This window comes from Ruegeria sp. (assembly GCF_965243365.1).
Taxonomy (GTDB): domain Bacteria; phylum Pseudomonadota; class Alphaproteobacteria; order Rhodobacterales; family Rhodobacteraceae; genus Ruegeria.
In genome coordinates, this window is sequence record NZ_CBDEUW010000002.1 from 770212 (window position 1) to 790621 (window position 20410).

A 20410-nucleotide genomic window follows, 5' to 3' on the forward strand; every position below is an offset into this window, starting at 1 on the left:
TGTCATTGATCATGCACTCCGGTGATCATGGCGATGATCTCGTTCTTGTCGGTCTCTGTGGTTTTCCTAACGCCGATCTGTTCGCCCCGGCGCAGAACGCAGATACGATCCGAGAGGCGAAACACCTGATCCAGACTGTGGCTAATGATCAGGATGGCCAGGTTTCGCTCTTTGAGGGAGGCAACCAATTCTTCGACCTTTGCGGTCTCGGCAACGCCGAGGGCCGCCGTGGGTTCATCAAGAAGGATCAGTTTGCTGGCCCAGTGGGTCGCGCGCGCAATTGCAATCCCTTGCCGCTGCCCGCCGCTGAGGTCACGGATCGTGGAGCCAGCCGAAGGGATGCGGACATCAAGCTGATCAACGAGACTTTGGGTTTCTGCGCGCATTTTTGACTTGTCGAGCAAACCGAATGGTTTCTTCGTCAACTCGCGACCCAAGAACATGTTCATAAAAACCGGTTGTTCATCGGCAAGCGCCAGGTCTTGGTAGACGACCTCTATCCCATGGCTGCGCGCCGCACTTGCATCTGAAAAACTGACAGACGTGCCATCCAGGGTGATCTCGCCACTGGTAGGCCGGTGCACTCCGGAGACAATTTTGATGAGGGTCGATTTGCCGGCGCCGTTATCCCCGACGAGCGCGACGATCTCTCCGGGATAGAGGTCAAGTGAGAAGTTCTGGATGGCGACGACGCCACCAAAGGACTTACGAATATCTTGGAGCGAGAGAGTTGGGGTCATTGAGCAAAGGCTCCTGGCCAATTCACCGGATCACCAAATCCGTTTTCAATACTTGTAACTTCAGGATTCCCGCTCTCGACCCCACGAATACCTGCAACCATTGCGCGCGTGACAAAAACCTGGCCCCGGAAGCCGAACACAACGGTATCGCCAGGGGCCGGTGCGGTTTCAGAATCTGCATCGATCATGGCATAGTAATCAATGGCGGAATAATCCGGGATTTCGACGTGGCGCAGGGCCGATGGCTGCGTGGTCGGGGTGCTGCTGACCACGGCGCGGACCTGGTACTTAGGAAATACCGGGTCGATATAGAGACCCCCGCCAAAACAATAAGCCTTGCCGCCGTGATGGTGCGAGACCTCGGAAAGGTACAGAACCGCCGGGTCCTCGGGCAGGTCTTCTACAGCGTGAAGCGGGGTTGTGCCGTGAAGACCATTGCCGGGTTCAACCTGTGTCGCGCCGGCGTCCGCGAGCGCCGCCAAAACGGCAGAAGACGTTGTGCCGGGGGCGTTGATCTCGATGTTTGAGCGCCCCGTTTGCGCCAACGCCTCTGCTGCCTTGTTCAGGGTCGTTAGATTGGACGTGGGTTTGACCTTGCGCGTTTCCTGATCAAACAACAGGGCTGGGAATGTCGTGATTCCGGCAAATCGCCCGCCCTCCAGATTGTCGAGCCGGTTTGCCACATCGACAATATCACCGGCCTCGAACCCACCTTCGTGACCGCGATAGAATGTATCGCCTTCGGTCTGAACACGGGCCATGAGCGATTGTTCACGTCCCGCTCTGCTGGCGGCAGCGGCAGCCTCTTGCGCCTTGGTATCTGAAAAGACGGTCCAGAAATCGGGTTTCAGATGACTTGCAGCGAAATCCGCCTCTTGCCGAGGGACTTGAACCAGATGACCCAAATGCCCGGTTTTCAATCCAGCGCGATCACAGGCAACCGCACATGGCATGTCGACAGCTACAGACCGGTTGATGCCGCCGCGCATCACCGCCTGACAGAAACCGGAATGCCGCCCGACTTGCTTTGTCATGGCAAAGGTCGTGAGCCCGAGTTTCGACGCTGCCTGAGAAAACGTGCGCGCATTTCGCTCTACCGCGTCCAGATCAAGGACATAGGCGTTTGCCGGAATTTTCCCCTGCTGATGCAGGGATATCGCGGTTTCGACGAATTGCGGATTGCGGCGGATGAGGAGATCAAGAAACATATTTTGCCTTCCAGAAGTTAGCGGCGAATTTCGCGAAGGGAGATTGCGACCGCGAGCAGGATAATCAGCCCACGCACGATCATCTGGTCGGAAACCTGAAGCCCCATGAGGATCAAGCCGTTGTTCAGCATCCCCATCATCAACGACCCCAAAAGTGCGCCGATGATCGAGCCCTTACCCCCGTTCAAAGCTGTGCCGCCCACAATGACAGCGGCAATAACGGTCATAAGATCACTTTCGCCCAAAGTGTACTTGGCGGCTTGAAGCCGTCCTGCGTAGAGCAATCCGGCCAGACCGGCTGTGGCGCCGCACAGTGTCAGCACCATCAACCGGACACGCGGGACTTTGATACCGGAAACCTGTGCTGCGCGGGCATTATCCCCGACAGCCAGAACATGCGCGCCAAAGCGCGTGTTGCGGTAAACAATGTGGCCGACCGCAACCGCACCGATGGTCCATAACACCAGTGACGGCACACCGAAAAGCCGACCAGACCCGAAAATACCGGTGAATGTATCATTGAGAACGGGGATCGAGCGCAGATCTGTCATGGTCCGCGCGATGCCGGCAAAAAGCCCCATCGTGGCAAGTGTGACAAGGAAAGACGGAAGGCGCAGATAAGCGACCAGCGCACCATTGAAAGCACCGATCAGGATACCCGCTCCAAGCCCCGCTACCACGCCATAGAGCATGGGTCCGTTCTGCATGGCAACGGCAGCGGACAAGGCCGCAACAGCGACAATAGAGCCAAAGCTCAAGTCGATCTCGCCTGCCGAAAGCGCGAATACCAAGCCTATGGCCATGATCGTCGCGGGCGCTGTTTGCAGGATGATGTTTGTCAGGTTCCGGCTTGTCAGAAACCCGTCATCATGAAGTGTCACTGCAAAGAACAGGAAAATTCCAAGAAAGCCGAAATAGATTACGCTTCGTTGCAGGTCGAGAGACTTTATCGTGTCTATGGCTTTTGTCATTGCCTGTTCCATTAGAGTACAAGGTCGGGTGGGCGACCGATGCCGCCCGCCCGAAGAGGGCTATTATTGAGCCGCATCGACCACCGTTTGCGGCGGGTCCACGTTCATGGACTGGTTCCAGCCTTCGACAACGTTGTCGGTTCCGATGGCCAAGGCATCAACGACGAGAAATGGCTCAACAGAACGGCCCAGTAGGCTGGCCGCGGCCGAGCGTGCCGCATAAACACCGATGCTGTAGGCTTCGTCTGCGATGATGCCAGCTGTATTTCCACCGTTCAGCATATCGAGTGCCACCGGCTCATTCAGGTCGATGGTGATCACTTTCGTGTCCGTATTGCCTTGCTGACGTAGAACTGACAAAACGCCGAGCGCAGGCTCTGCCCAAGGTGTGTAAATACCGCCGAGGTCAGGGTTGCGGGACAACATGGCGCGAGCGATATCCTCGGCATTTGCAGGATCGGCCATGCCGGATTCGATCACGATTTCCATGTTTGGATATTCGTTTTCAATGGTCCACTTGAACGCGTTGTCACGCTGGTTTGTCACCGGAAAATCCGCGTCATGGAACATATACCCCACAGTGCCTTCTTCGCCCATTGCGGCGGCCAGGGTATGTGCAGCCTTATTGCCAATCTGGAAGAGGTCAGCCGAAACGACCGAGACGTAGTCTTCACCATGGGTGAAGCCCTGCACGGCGTTGTCAATGAACACGAGCTTGACACCCGCATCACGCGCAATGCCATACACGTTTGCGGCCGTAGGTGGGTCGATGGGCAGAGAGACAATGATCGACGGGTTGTTTGCCATCACCGTCTCCACATCGGCCTTTTGGCGGGCGGGGTCAAAGCTGGCATTGGTTTCAGCAATAACTTCGATCCCCATCCGTGCAAATTCGTCTTTCGCCCCATTCGCAACTGCGTTCGACCAGGCATATTGCTCATGCCAGACCAGGGCCGCCGTGTGGCCACCCTCGGCAACTTTTGCGATATCCGCATCAGAGAGTTCAAGTCCTGCAACCGGTGTTGGGGTTTCACCATTCGGCCCTTTGGTTTCAGGACGGTTGTCTGCAAGCGTGATCGTCGGTATTGCAATCACCGACGAGAGCACCAGAGTTTTCAGCGTATTGAGCATAGTCTGTTCCTTGTTTTGTCGAAGTTACATGGAAGATTGGTGTTCTCGTCACCTGCCCCTTACATTCAATTTCGACAGGCCGCCCTAAGGCGACCCGCCAGGGAGATTCTTAGTTGGAAGACAAGCTGGCCGGTGCATCGATATTGAGCGACTTTTTCCAGCCATCGACAACGGTGTCGGCGGTCACGGAAAGAGCCGGTGCAACGATGAACGGCGGCACATCTTCACCCAGAAGGTCGAGCACTGCGCTCGCTGCCATTGCGCGACCCAATTCATAGGCTTCGTCCGCAACAATGGCCGCGACGTTCCCGCCCCGAACCATGTCCAAAGCAATCGGCTCGGAAAGATCGAGCGTCACGATCTTGGTGGTGCTGTTTCCATTGGCGCGCAGAGCCGCCAGAACGCCTTCTGCCGGGCCCGCCCAGGTGACGTATACACCGCCCAGATCGGGGTTCTTCAGCAGCATTGCGTTTGCAATCTCTTCGGCGCGGGCCGGATCAGAGATGCCTTGTTCGGCCACAATCGAGATATTCAGGTAGTCGTTTTCGATTGTCGTCTTGAAGGCATTGTCACGCTGATTGGTCACGTAGTAGGCGGCGTCATGGTAAATCCAGCCCACTGTGCCTTCATTACCCATAGCGGCTGCCAAGGCATCAGCGGCCTGTTTGCCCATCTGGAACAGGTCATCAGTCACGATAGCCGCATAGTCGTCCGGGTGCTGATAGTCAGCAGGTAGGTTTGATAGGAACGACAGTGCGACGCCTGCCTCTTTGGCTTCCTCAAAAGCGGCTGCTGACGTCACAGGATCCAGAGGCAGTGACAAGATGATGTTCGGGGATTTGGCCAAAGCAGTTTCAATGTCGCTGCGCTGTTTGGCAGCGTCAAAGCCTGCGCTGGTCACAGCCACAACTTCGATACCCAGACGTTCAAATTCGTCGCTTGCGCCTGCGGTGACGGCGTTCACAAAGTCCGATTGATCATGCCATAAAAGCGCTGCCGAATATCCGGCGGCTTGAACGGCTGCAACCTGGTCATCACTCACAACAACGGATGATGAAGGTGTGGCGCTTTCGCCTCCCGGCCCGATTGTCTCGGCGCTTAGTCCCGTGGACAGTACAATGAACGCTGATGCGGCCAGTGCGGATCTCAGATAAGTCATTTGTTCCTCCTCAGGTTAGACATTTTACGGTACGTGAGACGTGTTGAAGCCTGCGAAAAAGAGCGCAAAGGCCCGGACAGCAGCGAGGTATTCTTCAACCTCAATGCGTTCTTCAAACGTGTGTGCGACTGCAATATCGCCAGGTGCGCAGTAGACAGTCGGGCAGCCAATCTGCTCGGTCAGAAAGGGCATCTCAGACCAATATGGTGCGCCGTCAGCTTGCCCAGCCTCTGAACGGGTTGCCCGGATGCAACTTTGCAGCAAGTTCACCGCAGAAAGGTCTGGATCGTTCTCGACCGGAGAACCACCTTTGGGATGGTCTCGACCGGCTGGATACCGGATTGTGACCTCGATGCCTTCAGGCAGGTCCTTGGTGCTCAAAGCGGCCTCAAATGCACTGACAGCATCATCAATCACTTCGCCGGGTCGTAATTTGCGGATCAGGGACAGTTTGCAATCGCCTGGTACCGCAATGAATCCGCCACCCTGAATATCCGTCACCAGTATAGAAGACGTGCCGACAAGATCATGGCGTGGGCCTGCACTAAGGTCGGCTTCATGCTTCCAGATGCGCGACAGCAAAAGGTGCGTCGCTTTCAGGGCATCAACGCCCAGTTCAGGAGTGCCAAAGTAGGCGGTTTTACCTGTGACCGAGATGTCAGCGATAAAAAAGCCAATTTGAGCGGTGTAAACATCGAGGTTCGTTGGCTCGACATAGACTGCGAAATCCGGCCGGGGAATCTCGTCAGATTTGATGCGCCGCACCAGATCCTTGGCCCCGGCGCTGACACCGCTGCCAGGCTCGCCGCTTTCTTCATCGCCAATAAATGCGAAAGTCAGTCCGCAGGACGGCTGTACGCCAACGCGATGCAACAGTCGATATCCGGCAATGGCGGCGCAGATTCCGCCTTTGAGATCACTGGCTCCGCGTGACCAGATTTGGCCATCAACCTCGACGCCTCCGAAAGGGTCCTTTCGTGGATCGTCCTGCCAGTGTTCGGACCACCCGCGTACATGAACCGTGTCTGTATGACCAAGCACCATGAGGTTAGGTCCGTCTGAATGTGAGATACCCCAGACATTTTCGCGTTGGTCCTCAAATGTGCTTATTCCCGTTTGAAGACCAAGTCCGGAAAGTTGTTTTTCCAAGAAGCGGGCAAATGGAGTTTCGCGTCCGGTCACGCTGTCAATAGTCAGCGCGTCGCGCAATAGAGCTACATCGGTCTGCGCGTCTTGGGACAGACGCAATTTCTCGGAAAGAGCATTCGACTTCATGAAACGCCTGCTTTGAACGCTTCAAACTCGGGAGGAGGCACGCGAATTTCCGCACCTTTCTGCCCTTCTGCAAAAAGCGACATGTGAAGATGGGACAGGGCAATGGAAACTCCTCCCGCCAATGCTGCGTGTGTTCCGAGCCTCGACGGTTGAATTGAAACGGCGCGCGGATAGCATTTTGCCACGTACTTGCTGATACGCTGCAGAAGCTCTTCTCTGGCTCCAATGGAACCTCCCATCACAATCAAAGATGGGTCGAGAACTGCAATGATGGCCGCCGACGCGCGCGCGATTTGCAATGCAACATTATCAAGTGTTTTTTCTGCATCTTCGTCTCCGGCAATGGCAGCATCAAAAATGCCGGGAACACTCAGCTTCTTACCAGACAGCGATTGGTACTGGCCAACAATGGCGTCTGTCGCGCTTACGCGTTCCAAAGCGCCAATTTCGAGGCTTTCTGCCTCAAGCGGGTTGCCTCCAAAAGGTAAAAAGCCGATCTCCCCAGCCGCACCCGTTGCACCGCGCATGACATTACCATCCACAACGATGCCAGCACCGATGCCGGTACCCACGGAAATATAGACCAGATCATCCTTGTCGGAGCGGTTGTCCATCCAATGTTCACCGAGCGCCGCAAGGTTCACGTCATTTTCCACGAGAATTTCCACGCCAAGCCGTGCATTCAACTCATTGGCGAGATCAATCTGATCTATTCCCGAAATGTTCGGTGCCATGCGGATCGCCCCCGTGACCATGTCAGGAACACCTGGAACACCGACGACAGCAAATTTCAAATCGCCGCATTCCATTTCGGCTGCAGTTGCGAGGACCATCCTGCTAATTTGTTCAACGACGTTAACGCCGCCTGACTGCTCAGTTGGTTCTACACGCTCTGCCAGGACACATCCTTTCAGATCGCACAGCGCGACACGAACTTTGGTCCCCCCCAGATCGACGCTGGCAACGGCCGCCGCGTCCGGCGCGATTTCGTAGACAACCGCCCGACGACCGACATGCCCTTCTGTTTGCCCAACAGTGCGAACCCACCCATCCGCCTCAAGATTGCCTACGATTTCCGAGATCGTTTGCTTCGACAGGCCCGTGAGCTTGGCGGCGCTTGCGCGCGAGATCGGGCCATACGTTGCGATAGTCTGGACAACGGCACTCTGAGACATTCTGCGAGAGATTTTTGACTGAGCAGGCATGGCTTCTCTTTAATTCGTTCTATAACCGAACTAAATATGATTCCAAATATGAGTCAACGCAAAATTGCTAGTGGATGTCAGAAGTGGTCAAACTTAGTTCATTCAACGACCGTGCTGACAACATACACTGCTTTACGACACTAGCTCCTCTGCACCGGCGAAAGTTCTCTGCAACAGCAATGGGTGCGCGTGCGCAAGTCGGCTTTGTCCGGCTGCCTGTGAGTTCGAGCGGCCCCCGTTTTTGCGCTCGCGGCGAATGTCTCCTCTGACGGGCCGCGTCGCGGCGACGGTGACCAAGGTCGAACGGCAGGAATGGGCCGTTTCCGGCGTCGCATTTTCTTGACCCATGACTGATGCTTCATCTCATGGGATTTTGGACCCGCAAGTTTGGGACCTCAATTAACTGTTCCATGTCCCATAAATTGATGTGGATTCCTCGAAGCGTTTTTTTGTCGTACATCCGATGATAGTAAAGAAATTGCTCGACTTCCATGGCCTGGCAAGCGGTACTGCTGGCATGGACGACACAACCCGTGAACAGCTCAATTTCGTTTTTGCAAAGCTAACGGGTAGTTTGGAGGACGCGGCATCGCATGCTCTCAGAGGCCAGCGATCGAAGATTAGCCCAGAAGAAGCAATAGAGCTTGTTCAGTCCCTCCAGGTCCTACTGCAACACGCCGCCGCGCGTATGCGGGCGATTGAGCTCTTAGCCCGTCAGAGTGGGTGAACCTGAAGCAAAACACCAACTTTGGATTGCGCAAAGCGGGCGTACGGGCTTGCACTGGATCGGTGGTCAGTCAGTCTTTAGAACTAATCCAACAACTCACCCAACGAGACACCAAGCGCCGCAGCCAGCTTATCAACAACGGTGATCGTAGGGTTGCGAGCACTGCGCTCGAGATCGCTAATGTACGTCCTGTGAATATCCGCCCGATGCGCGAACTCCTCCTGCGACCAGCCTTTCATCTGCCGCAAGCGTCGCATGTTTTTTGCCAGGCGGTTCTGCACATCCATATTGCTTCTTGGACAGTGATGCAGTTGATCGGTCTACAGACGATCAGTGATATATTCAGTTGACTTCTCGTCCAAACGAAGCGTTTCTATGTCACCGATCGACGACAAGGCGCGGCACATGCAAGACCAGTTGAACCCACCAGATGTGCGATATGTAAAGCTAGGCTCTGGCGGCAAACATGTTGATTATGCCCTGGAGAACGCGGTCATACCTGTCGACTTTGACCTGGCCGATCATGCGCTGTGTCTGGCAGGCGATTGGGATATGTTGCTAACAACGATGACCCAGGCCGGACGCGGAATTCAGGCTGCAAAAGAAGACATCCGGGAACTAAAAGACTTCTATGACCTGCCAGAAGGATCACTTTGGATCACGATGGCACATGGGCATCTGTGGTGGGCGCTTGTGGGCGACAAGATCGAACTATCCAAGATAACATCGTCAGGCCCGGTTCGTTGGCGTACCACACAAAGTGGTTGGTCCAAAATGTCGCTTGCTGGCACTCCTCTACAACTAAACACCCTGAGTTCAGCACTTACAAAAACAGCTTCATACAGGCGAACAATATGCCGTGTCGAGGCTCAGGACTACCTGCTGCGATCAATCCGGATAGAACGCCATCCACTTCAACACAGCGCCAATGCTCTCACCGCAGAGATGTATAGCCTAACCGAGCAAATGATCGGGAACTTGCATTGGGCAGAATTTGAAACACTGATTGATCTCATTTTCCTGCGCAACGGTTGGCGGCGCACCAGCCTGCTGGGTGGAAACATGCCTGATGTGGACCTGGTGCTTGAGCAACCCCTGACCGGAGAAACGGCCTGGGTTCAGGTCAAGAGCCAGGCTGGACAGGCTGAACTTGACAGCTACATTGATCGGTTCTTAGCTGATGGGTCCTGTAACCGTTTCATATTTGCATGCGCCAATCCACGCGGCGCACTGGCCCTCCCAAGGCAAAGCGAATTGAACTTAAACATTTGGACAGGCAAAGAGCTCGCTTCACAGACTGTGGAGTCCGGATTGTTCAAATGGTTGTCCGAAAGAATAGTCTGACACTCTGAACTGCGACAGTCCACCTCTGCCTATGTCAAACGGTGCCTGAGGCGTTCATCATCCTCAACGTCTTCGACCCTGAGCAGCGTGGTCTCCAGCGTGCAACCTTCAGGCACGAGAAGACAGCCGTAGCCCGTATTGTTGGCTTCCTGCGGGCTATATTTTTCCCGTAGTTCATCAAGTAGAATCTTGGCTTTTAAGTTGCCCTTTAGAGCTTCGCACTGAATCGTCTTTAGCAATAGGTCCACCGTTGAGACGCGCTTACGTTCACCGTTTTCAGTTATGATATGCGTTTCATGCGCGACTCTCTGGACAATAGACTTCATCCCTTTCGCGCCGCACGGTCTTCCCTTGGGATTGCCAGATTTTCCTTTTTGGAACCTGTTGGGGTAAAGAGGATCGAAGTCCTCAATCGGGTCAGTACCATCGGTCATAGTTTGGTTCCTTGAAGATACAGTTGTCGCGGCATTTACACTCTGCTTCCCGCAGTACGCGCCCATTCATCAAATGATCCCAGCAATCCATCAACTATCTCTCTCAGGCTTTATAAAAGAGGCTCTAGGTGCGATCACCACACCTGTTTGTATCTTCGATCGTGGCGGCGTTATGGCATCATATTTTTCAAACTGCTTTAGCACGTGCTTTGCGGCCTGAATGTTTCCCTTAAGCGCTTTCGCAACCTGCATCCGCAGTGCCGCTTCGCGCGTATCCATTTTTTTGCTGCCGCCTAACGACTTAACTCTAACATGCTGATCCAGGACCTGATCCAGATCCAGTTCAACAGTCCCCTTTTTCCGAGGCCTTCCTTTTGGATTTCCAGATTGACCTTTTTGGAATTGCGTTTCACGGGGCGGACGACCGTAGCCAACGTTGTAGCCTTTATCAGACATTGGCCACCTCCTGCTCTGCCGCCGCACTGGCGCCATCATTTTCACGTTCGCTCGCCACCTCCTTAAACACCGGCCCATTGTCACCAAGACGCGGGATCAGGCCGAATGTATCCGTCAGGCGGCGCAGGATCACGTCACAGTAGGCTGGATCAATCTCGATCCCAAATCCACGCCGACTCGATTGCTCAGCCGCGATAAGCGTGGATCCCGACCCGCAAAATGGGTCCAACACCAACCCGCCACGAAGCGAGCAGTCCAGAATGGCATCCCTCACCAATGCCACCGGCTTGACGGTAGGGTGCATCTCAAGACCGCCCTGCCCTTCACCAAAGCTATTGGCCCCGGCATAGGTCCAGACATTTGTCCGGTTCCTGCCATTCTTGCCCAGCTCGACATTGTTGATGTGTTTGCCGGTCCCCGATTTGAATACAAACACCAACTCATGCTGTGACCGGTAGAGCGATCCCATCCCTCCATTTGTCTTAGACCAGACGCACAGATGTTTTAGCTCTGAATAAACCACCTCCCCTGCCCCGAGAATTTCACGCATATGACGCCAGTCCATGCACTGAAAGTGAATGGAACCGTCATCGCTATAAGAGGCAAGGTGTTGGAATACAGATGTCAAAAAGCTCTGAAAGTCTTCTGGCGACATTTCACCGGACGCCATGGCAAACTCTCGATGCTGTACCGACCCCAAGCCCGAAACGTGTCCCTGTATGGGGACATTGTAAGGGGGATCTGTAAAAACCATCTGTGCACGTTCCGACCCAAGCAAGGCAGCATAGGTCTCCGCGTCGGTGCTGTCTCCACAGATCAGGCGATGAGGGCCAATGTGCCAGATATCACCCCCGCGGGTTACCGGTGATTTCCCGACTGGGATCGGAACCTGATCCAATGGATCTTGCCCTTCTTCACCATCCAATTTCAGCGTCTGGATGCTCAGATCGATTTCAGGCAACTCGAAACCGGTGAGTGTAAGGTCAAACGGGATTTCCAACTCATCAAGGTACTGGAATTCCAGCGCCAGAAGACCAGCATCCCAGCCCGCATTTTCGGCAAGCTTGTTATCCGCGATGACATAAGCCCGAATGTCTTCTTCGCTCATGCCTGAAAGACAAATCGTTGGGACTTGCTCCAGACCCATCTGTTTGGCCGCCTCGACACGGCCATGCCCCGCGATGAGCCGATTATCCTCATCGACAAGAACGGGGTTGGTGAAGCCAAAGTGCTCGATCGAGCGCATCACCTGCCGAATCTGGCTTTTCGAATGCGTTCGGGGATTCCTGTCCCGCGGCTTCAGCGTCTTGGGGGATTGATAAACTATCTTCAGCGCAGTCAATGATCTGGCTCCTCACTTAAGCGGAGCCGAATTCAAAACGTCAGATACAATGCGGCCCCGGGTTTCACTTCGGGTCCACGTAAGCGCATTCTAACGTGATATATGTCTGGGCACTTGTTTCAGCCAGGCGCTGTCCCGGTTCAATCTCAGACAACGTCAAGATCATTCCGGCCATTTTATTGTTGAGATCAATGTAACTATCGCAGTGAAAGATTCAATATCCACCGATGCATCTAAGTCGAACTCCAGGCAAACCGATCAGGTTCAGAACGCCGACAAATCCATTTTTGAACCCAATACACTCTCATTGAGATAGCATTGTTAGGTCGTGTTGACAAAAGGGATTCACACTGAGGCTTAGGCGTGATTCAAGCTGGTATTTGCAATGGTGGCCAGCTTGGCACGAGACTTGATGTCGGACAAAGAATGGACGTTCTTCGAGCGTTTTATCGTGGCCGTCCGCGCCCCGAACGGGCGCAAACCCACGAACCACCGCCGTGTTCTTGATGGAATTTTCTGGATCGCCCGGACCGGTGCCCCTTGGCGAGACCTTCCCGAAGAGTTCGGCAAATGGTCGAGCGTTTACCGTCAGTTTTGGCGCTGGACGCTGGCGGGATTGCGGGAACAGATGATGGGCGCCCTGAACGAAAGCGGGGCGGTGCCGCACGCGCTCCAGATGATCGACAGCACCGTGGTCCGCGCCCATCATCAGGCAGCAGGCGCTAAAGGGAGACTCCGCGACAGGGTTTCGAACGTTCTAGTGGTGGCTTCACGACCAAGATCCACCTCCTCGTCAACGCGCACGGTTTGCCCATGAGGACAGAGATCACTCCGGGCCAGACATCCGACTATCTTGGGTTCGACCTGGTCATGTCCGAGAACCTGCCTCAACCGAAAGTCTTGCTCGCCGACCGTGGCTATGACGCCGACAGCATTCGAAATTCCATGGACGACCGCAGCGTCCAGCCGGTGATCCCCATGCGAAAATCCCGCAAGAAGCGCGTCGGGGTGGATCGCTCACTCTGCCGCCTGCGAAATCTTGTCGAACGGTGTTTCAACAAGCTCAAGAACGCCCGCCGTATCGCAACACGCTACGACAAGACCGCCGAGAGTTTCCTCGGCTTTGTCGACATCACGTCGATCCGCCTCTGGATCTGGAATTTGTCAACATGACCTAAAAGTTCACTGCCCCGTAACAACCTGAGCAACTACTAAAAAGTGCGTTGGCTGCCTGATGCAGATCGGCAAGTGTGACCGCCGCTGGTTCGAAGATCGCGCGCTATCCTCTTGCCTCAATTGCACCTGACACAGGGTGTTTCAGGTGGAGGATCAGGATTCGAAGCCGGGCCGTGCACGAGACAAATCTGCAAGGCTTTGGATGAGCCTAACCCGGAAACCCGATTTTCCATCAATAGTCGAGTCAAGGGTCGCGTCGGACACGCCAACCGAACGCCCAAGACCGGCTATTGCGAGGCCTTGTGTTTCTTTCCCTTCGTTGTTGTTCACAATCTTTGGTAGAGTTGTTTGTTTGGCTTAGTCAAAAGGCTGGATAAGAGCAACTTTGAGTTGTTTAATATATTAAGTTTGACCCAATTGAGCGAATCTCATTAGAAAACTGGTACTTGAAGTGATGAGGTCAAGTCCGTGTTTAAGAAATTTTCTTTCGCCATCCTGAGTTTACTTGGTTTTGTTTGGTCGACCAGTTCACACGCCCAGATTGCAGGGGAGTTCGCTGGTCTTTCGACACCGGATCTGCCGGTTGCCAACAGCGTCCTGTCGGATGGCAGTTTCCGATATTCCGTTCCGATTGAGGTGCCGTCCTTTCGGGGACTGGAGCCGAACCTGAACCTCCGATACGTGTCGAGCTTCAACGGGCACGGGACTCCAGACGCTATTCTGGGGGCGGGCTGGAAGCTCTCTGCGCTGTCGTCGATTGAGCGGGTGTCTTACGGCGGGGGTATTCCGACCTTTGATGACAATCGGGATGTGTTCCGTCTCGATGGGCAAGACCTTCTTCTGTGCGACGATGCGGCCGCAACCAACACGCTTTCCAGACCTTATCCGGCTGAACGGAAAACAACCAGGGCAAGCGCAAGCTGCACCGCTGGTGGTCATTTTGCGACCTATAACGAGACCTATCTGAAGATCCAGATGGATCAGGCTCTGAACGAGTTCCATGTTTTCAGAAAAGACGGAACCAAGCTCACATATCAGAGCCAGAAGGTGTTGACCGGGGCGCAAACGACACCAGGAACCGACCTCTACAAGCTACTCGATCAGAGCCGATACTTTCTTTCGACGGTCACGGATGTGAACGGCAATACGGTTAGATATTCTTACTACCATACCGCCTACGCGAACGGTCACGCTCCGCGACCCTATAAGATCACATATGAACTTCCAGACGGTGCGAAGACTTATACGATCTATATCGGATATGACACTATTCCGACCGATGTGGCGCGCCCGCGATACGCAACGGGCACGGACGTTATTGGGCAGCAATGGCATCGGATCAGGAAAATCGAGGTTTTTGAGGGCGACTTTGCCAGTAAGATCCGGGCCTATGCGCTGAGCTACACGGTCGCTCCGCAGACCAAGGTCAGCCTTCTGAGTGAGGTTCAGCAATATGGGGCTGACTTTACGTTTGATACCAACCACGTGCCGGACGGGACGCCTCTGGGTCAGCCCTACAGCTTCACCTACACGCCGGATAACATGGCGTTTATCCGCAAGGCCAGCGCAAACGTTTTCTCCAACATCGTCAATATCATGGATCTGGACCAGGATGGTCATCAGGACGTGCTGGTCAAATCCGGAAACCTGCTCAAAGCCTTTGAGTTCGACAACAACCGAACAGCAGCTGAACAAACCATAGGATCCGCACTGCGAAACCTGCTTGCGAACAATTACCTTGACCCGTTCGATGGGGACTACGATCTGAATGTGCTGGGCAAAATATCGCGATATGATCCTGTCGCGGATCAGACCTTTTATCAGTACACTCACAAAATTCGGTGGACGGTGAAAACCAGTGATGAGGAACAGCAGTTTTCGCGAATAGAAAAAAGGCCAATTCGTGGAATAACGCCTCAGATCCCGGAAGTTCCTGTGGCCAATAAGCAGCCGATCAAATTGTTTGGTAACTTTGATCGGGATCCGGGTTTGGAAGCGATCCTGGGTTCCAGCTTGAACCAGGTCGGGACCGCCGGTCATATCTGGGGTGGGTATTCATATGAGAACATCAATGGCAATTTCATAGCAGATATTGATGGCGACGGTCAGGACGAGGTCTTTGGAAAAGGCACAACCGTCATAAATAACAAGACTTTCCCTGACTTGTTTGTTCCGATAGAAGAGCCTATTTATGTAATTCCGGACACTTGGAGTTACTTCGACCCCAAGGATGTCTGGTTCCAGAAAACAACTGTCACGAACCCACTCAAAGATCATGGTCGGAAACGTGTTTTTAGTTTTGGTGACGTGAACGGCGACGGCGCTCAGGATCTGGTTGTGTTCAGATCGGATGTTTCGCCCGCCAAAATCACTGTTCACCTGTCGACGGGCAAGTCGTTTCAGCCGTCTGGCGAACTTTGGTCGTCTTTCACCGCCTCTGACAAGTTTCCGAATGCCAGTATCCAGGTTCGGGATATGAACGGGGACGGGCTGGCGGATTTGGTGATCACGCGCAGGTGCGAAGTGACGCATGACTGGTGTACGCTCGACCAGTTCCGATCCCAGATCTACATTTCCAAGGGCAACTTCTTTGTCGCGTTGCTCAATCCGAAGACCTCAACAAATGAACATCTTGTCGGCCCCAAGCGGGGTGTTGTGACGGATCTTGATGGGGACGGGATCGGGGACATCGTCGGCAAGAACGGCAACCTGAACCTGTTTGGCGTCTCGGGCCCAAAGAACGTGCTGGCCACAGTCACCGATCCCCTGGGTGGGCATCAGGCGGTGACCTACACGCCGTCCGCACATTTTAACGACAACAAGGTTCCGCGCTCCTATCCGGTGGTGAGCCGTATTACGCGCTCAAACGGGTTTGCGGGTCAGGAGCGGAGCACCGATTACAGCTATGTCAGCAACCGCTTTGACTATGACATGCGGCAGACGGTTGGGTTTCGGACCATCACTGCAACGCTGCCCGCCATTGCTGGAGAGGCAACGCGGCCGCAACTGGTGACGGTTTATGAACAGAATGTTGCGGGCGGAAAATCCGACACCGCGCTGAAGGGCAAGGTGAAGTCACGCACCCTGATCCGGGACGGGGTGACGCAGTGGCAGGAGATCAATGACTGGGGGTCGACGGGGATCGACCTGTTGCCCAGGCGGTCCTGGAAAAACCGGGCGCGCCACAAGACGCTACATGGAAGCAGTCTGACCGAGCGGACAACAGAATATTCCTACACTCTGTATGGTGAGATTGCGCATAGGCGCGACCTGGGTTTTGCCGGCACTGAGGATGATCGAACAACCTGGTTTGGCGAAAATTACAATTTAAGCAAATATATTGTTAACACATTCAAGCACAAAATTGTAAACGTCGGGGCGGCTTGGTCAAACGACCAATCAACATGGTTATCTGCGGAGTTCTATCTTTATGACGGGGCACCAGATCATTGGTCGGTTCAGCCTGCAAAGGGTCAGCTTACTGAGTATCGCCTATGGCGTAGCGGGGTCGGGCAAGGTGATCCATTTGTTCAAACTGTTGGTGCCTTCACCTACGACGCGTGGGGTAATGTTGTCTCAGAGACGGATGCGAAGGGTCGGACGACGACCCACACGTATGACACGCAGAAACACCTGTTCCGGACGAGTTCAACTAACGCGGCGGGCCACACGGCGAGCACGCAATGGCACCATGGCTGTCAGGTTCCGCTGACGGAGACCGATCTCAACGGTCTGGTGACCACGGTCACGCTTGACGGGCATTGCCGGGAGGTAAAGAGAACCGCCCCGAACGGGCATGAGGTCAACTGGTCCTATAATCACTTTGGCGATCCCGATGCGCAATATGTCGAGACCCGTGCAGCGTCGGCTGATGTGGCCAGCGGTAACCCGGACACGGTATCGCGGCAGTATTTCGACGGGTTTGGTCAGACCTACAAGGACACCACCAGCGGTGCGACCGATCAGATCGAAGATGCGATTGTGACGCTCAGCGGCCATGACACACGGGGCAATGTCGCCTGGACCAGTATTCCTCTGACCTGGGCCGAGGCTGCCGGAAACACTGCCGCTGCAAATCAGCGGGTCAGCTTCAGCTACGACACGCTGGGGCGGGTGATACAGACCATCGCCGCAGATGGAACATATGTCCAAAGAACGTATGGGCTGTCGCTTTCGAGAACTTCGTACAGAACTGGTCAGACCCTGACCTTTCCATCTGTAGAGCAGCAAGATGCGCATTGTTTTGACAATGACGCTGCCACGATCTGTGGCTGGACGCGCACTCTGTTTGATGGGCATGGAAATGTCATCTGGTCGGGCGTGAGAAATGACAACACGGACCCGAACTCTCAGTGGTTTGATGAAACCGACTATGCCTACGATCATCTGGATCGCCTGATCGGTGTCCGTGATCCGGGCGGAGCGGAATGGACCTATACCTATGATACGGTTGGCAACCGGCTGACGGCGGATGATCCGGGCCTTGGGCTGTGGAGTTTGTCTTATGACGAAACGGACAACCTGATCGCGCAGACCGACGCCAAGGGCCAGACGATCGCCTATACCTATGATCAGCTGGACCGCGTCCTGACCAAGACAGTCAGCGGCCCGGGTCTGGACACTATCACCACCCAGCACAGCTATGATCAGCCCCGCAGCGGCTTTTACAATACCGGCATGCTGACAGGCCTTTCGATCGATGGCCCATATGCGCATACGATCGAATATGATTACAACAATCAGGGCCTGCTGGCTGAAGAGCGGTATGATCTCATCGGTCGTGTCTTCCGGCTGCAGACCGAATACGCCGCCAATGGCGTTCCGCTGCGGCGCGCGCTGCCGGACACGCCGGATGCCGAGACCAGCAGCTGGACGGATGTGTTCTCATACGATGCCGCAAACCGGCTGACCGGCTTTGGTCCGCATATCACCAGCGTCACCTATGATTTGCGCAGCAACCCGACTGAGATTGTCTATGGCAACGGGTTGCGGACGGTCAATGAGTTCTCGTACAGCCGCGGCTGGATGGACCGGACCGAGGTGCGCGACGCCTCCAGCCAGGTCATGGCCAAAACGCAATATGTACGCTCGGCGACGGGCCGTGTGGCGCAGCAATGGACGACGCAGGATGAGGGCAATCTGGATTATGCCTATGATTATGCCGGGCGCCTGACCACGGTCACCAACCGCAGCGGTGTGACCGCGTTCGACCAGAACTTCACCTATGATACTGCGGGCAATATGCGCTCGAACAGTCATCTGGGCACCTATGACTATCTGCCGGGCACCCACCGCCCCACGGCTGTTGCCGGTCAGAGCTTTACTTACGACCCCAACGGCAACATGACGCAGGGCCTGCATGGCAAGGTGATGACCTATGATGGCGAGAACCGCCCGCTGAGCGTCACCTATGCCGGCACAAGCACGACCTATGTCTACAGTGCCGACGGCACGCGGATAGCGCGGTTCGACAATGAAGGCCAGACGGATGAGACGATCACGGTCACCTTCAGCGATGTCGAGATCCGCAACTTCGGGGATGGTCCCAGCGAAGAGGTCATCGTGACCTATCCGCATCCGGATGTGCGGCTGGTCAATGGCGTGGCCAGCTACATGCACCGCGACCAGCTGAACTCGGTCCGCCTGATCACCGGCGGTGACGGGGCCGAGGACAAGCGCACCATCTACCACCCCTTCGGCCAGGCCCAGGACTGGACCTCAGACCTGATCGCCGCCCCCGAAGACAAAGGCTACATCGGAGAACGCTACGACGCAGGCGCAGGCCTCCAATACCTCAACGCAAGATATTACGACCCAGAACTCTCCATCTTCATACAACCCGACTGGTTCGAAGTGACCCAGCCGGGAGTCGGAACAAACAGGTACTCCTACTCGTTCAATGATCCCATTAACCTCTCTGACCCAAGTGGAAATGGCACCACCTATCACAGCGGTGGAGGCGTTACTCAGCACGAAGTCGACCACTTGGGAAATGAGACGGGATACGTAAGAGAGTTCGCTTCACAAGAAGCCTACCATGACTACCTGGATGGAAAATCAGAACTCGCGCGCGCTTACCAAGCAGGTGTCTTTGGAAATGTCGGCTTTCACAACGTCTTAGACGCAGCCTACCCCCAACAGTATCAGGGAAGCGCGTCCGAAGCACATAATTCGCAAATCGTGAGCAAGTCAAATGGGTTTTACTTTAAGTCGCCTCAACCAGCAGTATGGGGCTCCATCGCTACCATCGCTAAGCCCATCGTCAAGTGGGTTGCAAAGAAAATCTTCCGGAAGAAACCAACTCCTCAGGCCATAGCTCCATCGACAACACTTGCAATTCAGAGGCATCATCTTCTGCCGCAGCAGTTTAGAAAGCAATTTGCCCGCCTTGGAATCAACATTGATGACTTTACAGTAGCTCTAGGCCGCTCGACGCATCTGCGTGGTGTTCACGGCAAAGGTCTAAACGGCTTACCAGGAAAGTGGAATAGTCGCTGGGCTGATTTCTTCTCAAAAAATCCTAGCCCAACGAAGTCACAAGTTCTTGAGCATATGAATAAATTGCGGCGTGAATACAACCTAGACGATCTCCCTATTGGTCCATATAAGTAAGTTATGAAACTACCTGAGTACAAAATCGAGTTGAAACCGTTGTCGGTTGAAGCATCTAAAATGATGGGCTTCAAATGGGCAGGCTCTGAAATTGGAAAGAGGTCGAAGCTAGGAGGTGCACCTGATTACCTTCAGCCCCACCATACACCAACATGCGACGCATGTGGTGAACAAATGAGCTTTCTGTGCCAACTGGACTCGGTTGGTGACGATATTGTGTTTGCGGATGTCGGAATGGTGTATGTTTTTATTTGTTTTGACTGTTTTGAGGTGAAGGCATTCGTCCAGAGTGGCTAATCTCAGCTTGGAGAGTTTAGTGGGCCAACGCTGCAAGTTTCGCCTGCAGCCGCCGCACACCACCCTCTGCAATCTCCAACCGCTGCCCCAACACTCCGCGCAACACATCCTTCACCACATACTCCGGCACACCCAGATCCGTAAGCCGAGTTACCGCCCCTTCCGGCGTGTTCGTATGCAAGGTCGACAACACCATCCGCCCGACCAGTGCCGCCCGACAGGCGATCTCGGCCGTCTCTTCATCCCGGATTTCCCCCACCATCAGCACATTCGGGTCCTGACGCAAAAACGACCGCAACGTCCGCGCAAAAAATCAGCCCGATCTCCTCGCGC

The 20410-nt window shown here is 54.6% G+C and carries 16 protein-coding genes; 4 read left to right on the top strand and 12 right to left on the bottom strand.

All coding sequences use genetic code 11. From position 1 onward, the window contains the following. Positions 1-2: 2 nt before the first annotated feature. From ACP0GE_RS07530 to ACP0GE_RS07565, 8 genes are all read right to left on the bottom strand, one after another. Complete coding sequence (locus ACP0GE_RS07530; protein ID WP_424831363.1) at positions 3-740, bottom strand: ATP-binding cassette domain-containing protein; 738 nt, start codon at positions 738-740, stop codon at positions 3-5. Continuing rightward, positions 737-1948: an alanine racemase gene (locus tag ACP0GE_RS07535; RefSeq protein WP_424831364.1), complete on the bottom strand. Its 1212-nt coding sequence runs from the start codon at positions 1946-1948 to the stop codon at positions 737-739. Before ACP0GE_RS07535 ends, ACP0GE_RS07530 begins: the two co-directional genes overlap by 4 nt. 17 nt (positions 1949-1965) lie before the next feature. Further along, positions 1966-2919, bottom strand: a complete 954-nt coding sequence (locus tag ACP0GE_RS07540; protein ID WP_424831365.1) for an ABC transporter permease — start codon at positions 2917-2919, stop codon at positions 1966-1968. 63 nt (positions 2920-2982) lie between these two features. Continuing rightward, complete coding sequence (locus tag ACP0GE_RS07545) at positions 2983-4050, bottom strand: substrate-binding domain-containing protein (RefSeq protein ID WP_424831366.1); 1068 nt, start codon at positions 4048-4050, stop codon at positions 2983-2985. Positions 4051-4159: 109 nt separating this feature from the next. Further along, positions 4160-5209 (bottom strand): substrate-binding domain-containing protein, encoded by a 1050-nt coding sequence (locus ACP0GE_RS07550; RefSeq protein WP_424831367.1) that lies wholly within the window; start codon positions 5207-5209, stop codon positions 4160-4162. A 24-nt stretch (positions 5210-5233) separates the two neighbouring features. Further along, positions 5234-6484 carry a M20 family metallopeptidase gene (locus ACP0GE_RS07555; RefSeq protein ID WP_424831368.1) on the bottom strand — a complete coding sequence of 417 codons (1251 nt, stop codon included), beginning with the start codon at positions 6482-6484 and terminating at the stop codon, positions 5234-5236. After that, on the bottom strand, positions 6481-7689 hold the full coding sequence (locus ACP0GE_RS07560; protein ID WP_424831369.1) for an ROK family transcriptional regulator: 1209 nt from the start codon (positions 7687-7689) through the stop codon (positions 6481-6483). Before ACP0GE_RS07560 ends, ACP0GE_RS07555 begins: the two co-directional genes overlap by 4 nt. A gap of 810 nt (positions 7690-8499) precedes the next feature. Continuing rightward, positions 8500-8703, bottom strand: coding sequence for a helix-turn-helix domain-containing protein (locus tag ACP0GE_RS07565; RefSeq protein ID WP_424831370.1), 204 nt, complete (start codon positions 8701-8703; stop codon positions 8500-8502). 118 nt (positions 8704-8821) lie between these two features. On the opposite strand from ACP0GE_RS07565, the gene ACP0GE_RS07570 reads away from it, so the two are divergent. Beyond that, positions 8822-9760, top strand: coding sequence for a restriction endonuclease (locus tag ACP0GE_RS07570; RefSeq protein ID WP_424831371.1), 939 nt, complete (start codon positions 8822-8824; stop codon positions 9758-9760). 29 nt (positions 9761-9789) lie between these two features. On the opposite strand, the gene ACP0GE_RS07575 is transcribed toward ACP0GE_RS07570, so the two are convergent. The 3 genes from ACP0GE_RS07575 to ACP0GE_RS07585 form a co-directional block, all read right to left on the bottom strand. Further along, a complete protein-coding gene (locus ACP0GE_RS07575) occupies positions 9790-10194 on the bottom strand; it encodes a DUF5681 domain-containing protein (RefSeq protein ID WP_424831372.1) in 405 nt (134 codons plus the stop codon). 90 nt (positions 10195-10284) lie between these two features. After that, a complete protein-coding gene (locus ACP0GE_RS07580) occupies positions 10285-10650 on the bottom strand; it encodes a DUF5681 domain-containing protein (RefSeq protein WP_424831373.1) in 366 nt (121 codons plus the stop codon). Continuing rightward, entirely contained in the window at positions 10643-11992 is a 1350-nt protein-coding gene (locus tag ACP0GE_RS07585) for a site-specific DNA-methyltransferase (protein WP_424831374.1), read from the bottom strand. Before ACP0GE_RS07585 ends, ACP0GE_RS07580 begins: the two co-directional genes overlap by 8 nt. A 385-nt stretch (positions 11993-12377) precedes the next feature. Here ACP0GE_RS07585 and ACP0GE_RS07590 point away from each other — a divergent pair. The 3 genes from ACP0GE_RS07590 (at position 12378) to ACP0GE_RS07600 (ending at position 20077) form a co-directional block, all read left to right on the top strand. After that, positions 12378-13165 (top strand): IS5 family transposase gene (locus ACP0GE_RS07590; protein WP_424831375.1). Its coding sequence is split into 2 segments (ribosomal slippage): positions 12378-12717 and positions 12717-13165, totalling 789 coding nucleotides; the frame shifts between segments, so codons are not numbered across the junction. A gap of 471 nt (positions 13166-13636) precedes the next feature. Continuing rightward, positions 13637-19780: an RHS repeat-associated core domain-containing protein gene (locus tag ACP0GE_RS07595; RefSeq protein ID WP_424831376.1), complete on the top strand. Its 6144-nt coding sequence runs from the start codon at positions 13637-13639 to the stop codon at positions 19778-19780. 3 nt (positions 19781-19783) lie between these two features. After that, positions 19784-20077, top strand: coding sequence for a hypothetical protein (locus tag ACP0GE_RS07600; protein ID WP_424831377.1), 294 nt, complete (start codon positions 19784-19786; stop codon positions 20075-20077). Between the two features lie 16 nt (positions 20078-20093). On the opposite strand, the gene ACP0GE_RS07605 is transcribed toward ACP0GE_RS07600, so the two are convergent. Continuing rightward, positions 20094-20375, bottom strand: a complete 282-nt coding sequence (locus tag ACP0GE_RS07605) for an ATPase, T2SS/T4P/T4SS family (RefSeq protein WP_424831378.1) — start codon at positions 20373-20375, stop codon at positions 20094-20096. Between the last annotated feature and the right edge of the window lie 35 nt (positions 20376-20410).